The sequence below is a fragment of the Thermogemmatispora sp. genome (genome assembly GCF_019683755.1).
In the GTDB taxonomy this organism is placed as follows: Bacteria; Chloroflexota; Ktedonobacteria; order Ktedonobacterales; family Ktedonobacteraceae; genus Thermogemmatispora.
In genome coordinates this window covers 1-5,539 of record NZ_JADGHT010000313.1, presented here as the reverse complement: position 1 = coordinate 5,539, position 5,539 = coordinate 1, and the positions used below count along the sequence as shown (strand labels likewise).

Genomic DNA, 5,539 nt, shown 5'->3' with positions numbered 1-5,539 from the left:
CTTTTCGTGGTTGCATACTATCCTCCACTCGATAGTAGCTGGGACTTCCTAGCCAGAAACTGAGTTCATCATCTCTGCAATACTAGATATTACTGCTAAACCTTTATAAGGATAGTTAAATTTCAGCCAGAAGTCAACAAGGGAGCGTAGAGGCACCAAAGATTTGGAGGTGAGAGTGGTTCCACATGATCTGGTGGATCAGCTGCTGCCGCTGATTCCGCCTGAGCGGGCGGGGGACGTCGTCTTGATGGATCTCAGTGACCCTGAGCATCTCCCCGGGATCAATCCGCTCGATGTCCACTTCTCGCCCGTGCGGGACAAAGCCGTCGCCGACCTGCTGGCCTGCTTCCGCGAGATCTGGGCGACGAGCTGGGGGCCATGCATGGAGGCGGCCTGCGAGGCCGCCTTGAAGCTGATCTACAGTGTGAACCAGCAGCTCGTGACGGAAGGAGACGAGCGGCAGCTCACGCTGCTGGAGGTCCTGCTCGTGTTATGCAGCAACCGCGTCCGCAACCGTCTCCTGCGCCTCCTGCGCCGGCCAGATCCCTTCCTGATCCGCTGGTGGGCTGCCTACTTCGAGCCGCTGAGCACCTGGATGAGACTCGAGCGGATTGACCCGGTGTTGACCAAGTTCGCCAAGTTCGAGCAGGTCAGCGCGCGGCGAGTGCTGGGCCAGAGTCGCTCCACGGTGGATCTGCGAGCCTGTCTGGAGGGCCGGATCCTCCTGGTCAAACTCGCCAGCGTCGTGGGAGAGGATGCAGCGCGGCTGGTGGGGGCGACGCTGCTGAACCTGCTCGGCCTCTTCTTCCAGGAACAGCCCCCTGGCCGGACGCGAACGCTGGTGATTGTGGACGAGTTTCAGTGGTTTCTGGGAGTACGCTGGCGGATGCTCGCGGAGCTCAGGAAATTCGGCGCGCACTTCGCCCTGGCAACGCAGTCCTTAGCGTTCTTCCGGCAAGAAGCGCAGGAGCACAAGGTGCTGGCCCAAATCCTGGCGAATGTCCAAAGCATCCTGGCGTTTGCCGGCAGCGCGGACGATGCTCAGACGCTCGCTCCCGAATTGGGAATCACGGCGGAGGATGTGCAGAGCCTCCCGCGCCATCACCGCTATGCCCGGTTACCCGTCGCAGGAGAACGCATCACCTGCTCGCTCCAGTTGTTGCTGCCCGACGCAGCGGACCCGGCCCTAGCGCTGGGACTGGTATGTCGCCAGCCCCAGAGGAGTGATCCTGGTGGCCAGGATGCTGCAGTGTGATCCTGGCGCACTGGCTGCGCAGCACGGCTACACCAGAGCGCAACTGCTCCAGTGTCTGCCGCGCCTGGCTGACTGGAGCCTCTGCCAGCAGCTCTTGCGAGGTGCTCCGCCGCGCGCCCACTCAGCTGACGGCGCGACTGCCGGCCCCGCTGCAGATCAGTGCCGCACACGGGCAGGTCCGCTGGCTCTGGACCTGGCTACGGGACTACCGGAGCGCGTTCCTGCTTGGTCAGCAGCGCTGGCCCCTGCAAGCGACAGCGCTCTTCTGGCTCGGCGTCCAGGATCTGTCAGTGGGAGCGGAGGGCAGACGGGACACCACCACGGAAGAGCAGCAAGCCAGCAGCCTCTGCAGCGTGCACCTCCCGCTGCTGCTCGATCCAGGCCTGCCTCTCGCTGACGAAGTGCAGCGACTCTGCCAGCAGGTGATCGGCTGGTTGGCCCTCCAGGCTCATGCCCAGCGCGAGCCATCGTGTCCGCGGGTGGGGCCAGTACTCTTGCTCCTGCCAACCGGCTCAGGGCCTGCTGCTCCGCCCCGCCGGCTCCAGCTCTGGCGGCAGGCCGCGGAACGCGCTTGTCAGCAGCTTGGCCTCTCTGGCCTCGCAGAGCAGCAGGCCCCGCTGATCCTGGCGGCCTGCATCCCTCCAGGCCCACGCCTGGCCTGGCACTCCCTCACCTGGCACGCCCTCTGGGCTGAGCGCCCCTGCTCCTTCTGGCCGCTCAGCCAAAGACACACCCGCTGGTTCGTGGCGTCCCTCAACCCTTCCCCCACGCAGCAGGCCCATCTCCCTGAGCTGGCTTCCCTCAGCACCCGGCTGGGAGCGCGCCATCTGCAGGTGCTTCGTCACGTGTTCACACTTCCCCTGGCCACCACCGACGAACTGGCGAGCGTCTTTGCACAGCCTGCACGCACCCAGGCCACCCTTGCGCATCTGGTGGCCGAGCTGCGCCGGATGGGCTGTGTGCGCCCCGTCGAGCCTCCTGCTCCCCGGCCCCAACCTCGCGGCGGCAGTCCCCACTGGAGACTGACGGAACGAGGGCTGCAGTTGCTCGCAGCAGTGACAGGCCTGCCCCTCTCGGCGCTGGCATCTCGCGCGGATGCCTGGCCAGGAGAGCAATGGGGACAGCGGGCGGTACGCGGGCTGTGGCGCCAGTGGGAGCATACCCAGCAGCTCCGTCGTCTCCTCCTGCAGCTGATCCAGGCGGCACAGCAGCGCGTGGTCTGGTGGGACCTGGCTCCTCACACCCGTCACGAGGATGGCCGCCTCACGGTCATCCCCGATCTGCTGTTCGCCTATCGAGACGCCCAGCGAACCGTGCTCGCCTGGATTGAGGTAGACCGCGGGACGCTCAAGCCGCCGCAGTATCGTGCGAAGTGGCGTCGCTACCTGGCGTTGAGCCAGCGACAGGCTCGCAGACTCTCCCTCTATCTGGTCTGTCCGGATGGGGCACAGTCGCGCATGAGCCACCTGATCCAGCAGGCCACTGCCCATCAGCCCGCTGAGTATCTGGTCGTCCGACTCGCCGGGTGGGAGCAGGTGCAGCGTGCAGGAACCTCCGTGCTCCATGCTCCGCTCTGGCGCCAGATTCTGCCTCCTCCAGGTCGCGATCAGGTCACGTTCCTTGACCCATGAGGATCGCTCACGGCGCACGCCCCTCCTGGTCCTTCTCTCTGGTCAGCGCGAAGGAAGGGGTGCATCTTCCTTACGCACGCACATCATCCTCCTTCAGCTCTGGCAAAGACGTTCCATCCAGCGCTTCCGATTGGAAGCAGTGAGAGGGGTCAGTATATGACCCCCCGTTCTTCTCCTTGCATCTCAGGCAGATCGCTCTCGATCGGCTCCCTTCGCCTCCGTTCCCGCTTCCGCTCCGGAGGCGCTTTGCTCTTCCGTTGCACCGAGTCTGCACCAAGCATAGAACCTCGCTGCTGAAACGAGAAGGACAGGGGTGTGGAACGAGCAGGTGAGCCAGCGATCCCGATCAATGATCGCTTCCTGGCAAGCCGACAGTCATCCCGGATGGCAGGGCCCGCTTCTGGACCAGCCAGGCAGATCGGTGCAGCAGGAGTGCAGGGCCGGCAGGGTGGAGAGAAGAGCCTCCCAGCGGAACCTCTTGACAGAGGCGCTGCTCCCTGATATCCTCAAAACCGCTCTTCCCCTGCATCTCGATCAGTCCAGGCACATTGGTGCTTCCCTGCTTTTCCTGGCTGCTGTCACAGGAGATGCTTGCTCTGTTGCCCGAGTCCTCAGAACGATGAAGGGAACAGGTGCATCGATGAAAAGAAATCAGTGCATCCAAACAGCTGTTGAGCGACAGCAAGGGCACGTGCCTGAAAGATCCGCTGCAGAAGCAGATGTGCGGGCCTTTTGCCAGCTGCTGGCCCGGATTCTTCTCCGCACACTCCAGGAGCAGCAGACCTCCTCAGAGCGAGAAGTCGGAGCAGGGATGAGAACTGGGCAAGGGGATGTTCGTCTGCCAAGGGAGCCGGCAGAGACACTCACTCGCCCAGATACGACCGAGGATCCATCGGGAAGAGAGGGAAGCGACAGGCTCCCATTCCACCCACTGCCTTACCACAAGGAGGAGAGATGAGCAACCTATCTCGTTTCTTGTCCCATCCCCCCAGTCAGCCACCCAGGCTGCAGGTCGCAGGGTACGTGCGTCGCTCCAGCGAGATGCAGCGCGAGAATTTCAGCCTGGCAGCGCAGCAGCGAGCAATAGAGGAGGCTTGCCGTGAGCGAGGCTGGCCTGAACCAATCTGGTACATTGACGATGACAAGAGCGCCAGAAGCGAGCAGATCTCCAAGCGACCGGCATTTGCCCGGTTACTGAAGGAGATCAGTGAGGACAAGATCCAGGTGGTGATGGTCCATACGTTGGATCGCTGGTCGCGCAATGTGGAGCTCACGCTGCAGAGTTTTCGCCTGCTGGCGGACCACGGAGTGGCCTTCATTTCCCTGCAGGAGCAGATCGACTATGGCACCCCCGAGGGACGATTGCAGTTGACGATCCTGGCGGCCTTTGCCGCCTATTTCTCTGATGTCCTCGCAAGGCACACCAGTAAGGGCAAGCAGGAACGCGCCGCCCAGGGGCTCTGGAACGGCGATATCCCCTACGGCTATCGTCGGGGAGCAGGGGCAAAAGCGCCGCTGGAGCTGGACCCGGAGGAGGCGCGGGGGCTGCGGCTGATGGGAGAGTTACGCATGAACTGTGAGTTGGAGGCGGACCGGATCGCAGAGGTGCTCAATCAGCAGGGCTACCGCACAGGGAGCAAGCGGTTTGGAGAGCGGCTCTTTACGAAGGATACAGTCAATGCGATCTTGCGGAACGAGTTCTACGCTGCCTTTGCGCCCGGCGATGACCGGGGGACCATCCTGTACAAGGGAGAGCGGTTCCGGGGCCAGCATCCGGCGATCTTCACCTATGAGGAGTGGCAACGAATTCGGCAGGCGACCCGGCAGCTCTATCGGGCCAGTCGACGTCAGGAGCCTGTCCGGCGCCAGTATGAGTTTGCGGGCTATATCGTCTGTGCCCACTGCGGCTTGCCCCTGCGGTGCGAGACGGGGAGCCGTCGCCCCAGCGGCTATTATCGCGATCCAGCCAAGGTGCGTCGGTTGCCATGCCCGACGGGAGGCCATCGGATGGTCAAGGCCGAGCTGGTGCAGCAGCAATTTGGGGAGATGTTGGAGGCCATCAGTTTGCCCGAAAGCTGGCAGGAGGAGGTCCGGGAGCAGCTGAAAGTGCTGGCGTTGCAAGCGGCTGGGCTGAAACGGGAGCCAGCCCAGGAGAAAGAGCGGCTGTTGCAGAAGCAGGGACGGCTGGTCAAGCTCTATTCCGAGGGCTACCTGAGTGAGAAGAACTTTCAGGCGGAGATGGCGGCCGTCGACCTGGCCCTCTATCAGCTCGAGCAGCCTGTCCTGGCAGGGGTCAGCTGGGAAGCGATCCAGGAGGCCGCAGCGCAGCTGCCGCAGCTGCAGGCGCTTTGCGAGCGGGCCACGCCCGAGGAGCGGCGGGAATGGGTGATCCGGTTCTTAGAACCGCAGGGGTTGTACTATGACCTGGAGCAGCACCTCATCGCGGCCCTCAAACCGCGCCGCTCATTTGTGCCCCTGTTGCAAGGGAGCCCGGTTTTCTGCGCAGACACAAACAAGGAGGCCGTTGGCCTCCTTGTCACGGAAAAGTGGTGGGAGCGGAACCGACGGGCATCGGTCTCTCTTTCAGTAAATATCTTGCTTCACGAGAAAGATCTTCTTTTCCTCATCATATTCTACCACTTCCCCGAGCAGA

The 5,539-nt window shown here is 63.1% G+C and carries 3 protein-coding genes; all 3 read left to right on the top strand.

Annotated features, from left to right (window positions below; translation table 11 throughout):
- The first annotated feature begins 169 nt into the window (after positions 1-169).
- A complete protein-coding gene (locus IRZ24_RS16155) occupies positions 170-1,255 on the top strand; it encodes a hypothetical protein (protein WP_297166300.1) in 1,086 nt (361 codons plus the stop codon).
- Entirely contained in the window at positions 1,252-2,886 is a 1,635-nt protein-coding gene (locus tag IRZ24_RS16150; RefSeq protein WP_297166296.1) for a replication-relaxation family protein, read from the top strand. The genes IRZ24_RS16155 and IRZ24_RS16150 overlap by 4 nt, the downstream gene beginning before the upstream one ends.
- A 954-nt stretch (positions 2,887-3,840) precedes the next feature.
- Positions 3,841-5,539 (top strand): recombinase family protein (locus IRZ24_RS16145; protein ID WP_297166293.1); only part of this gene is annotated, 1,699 nt, incomplete at its 3' end.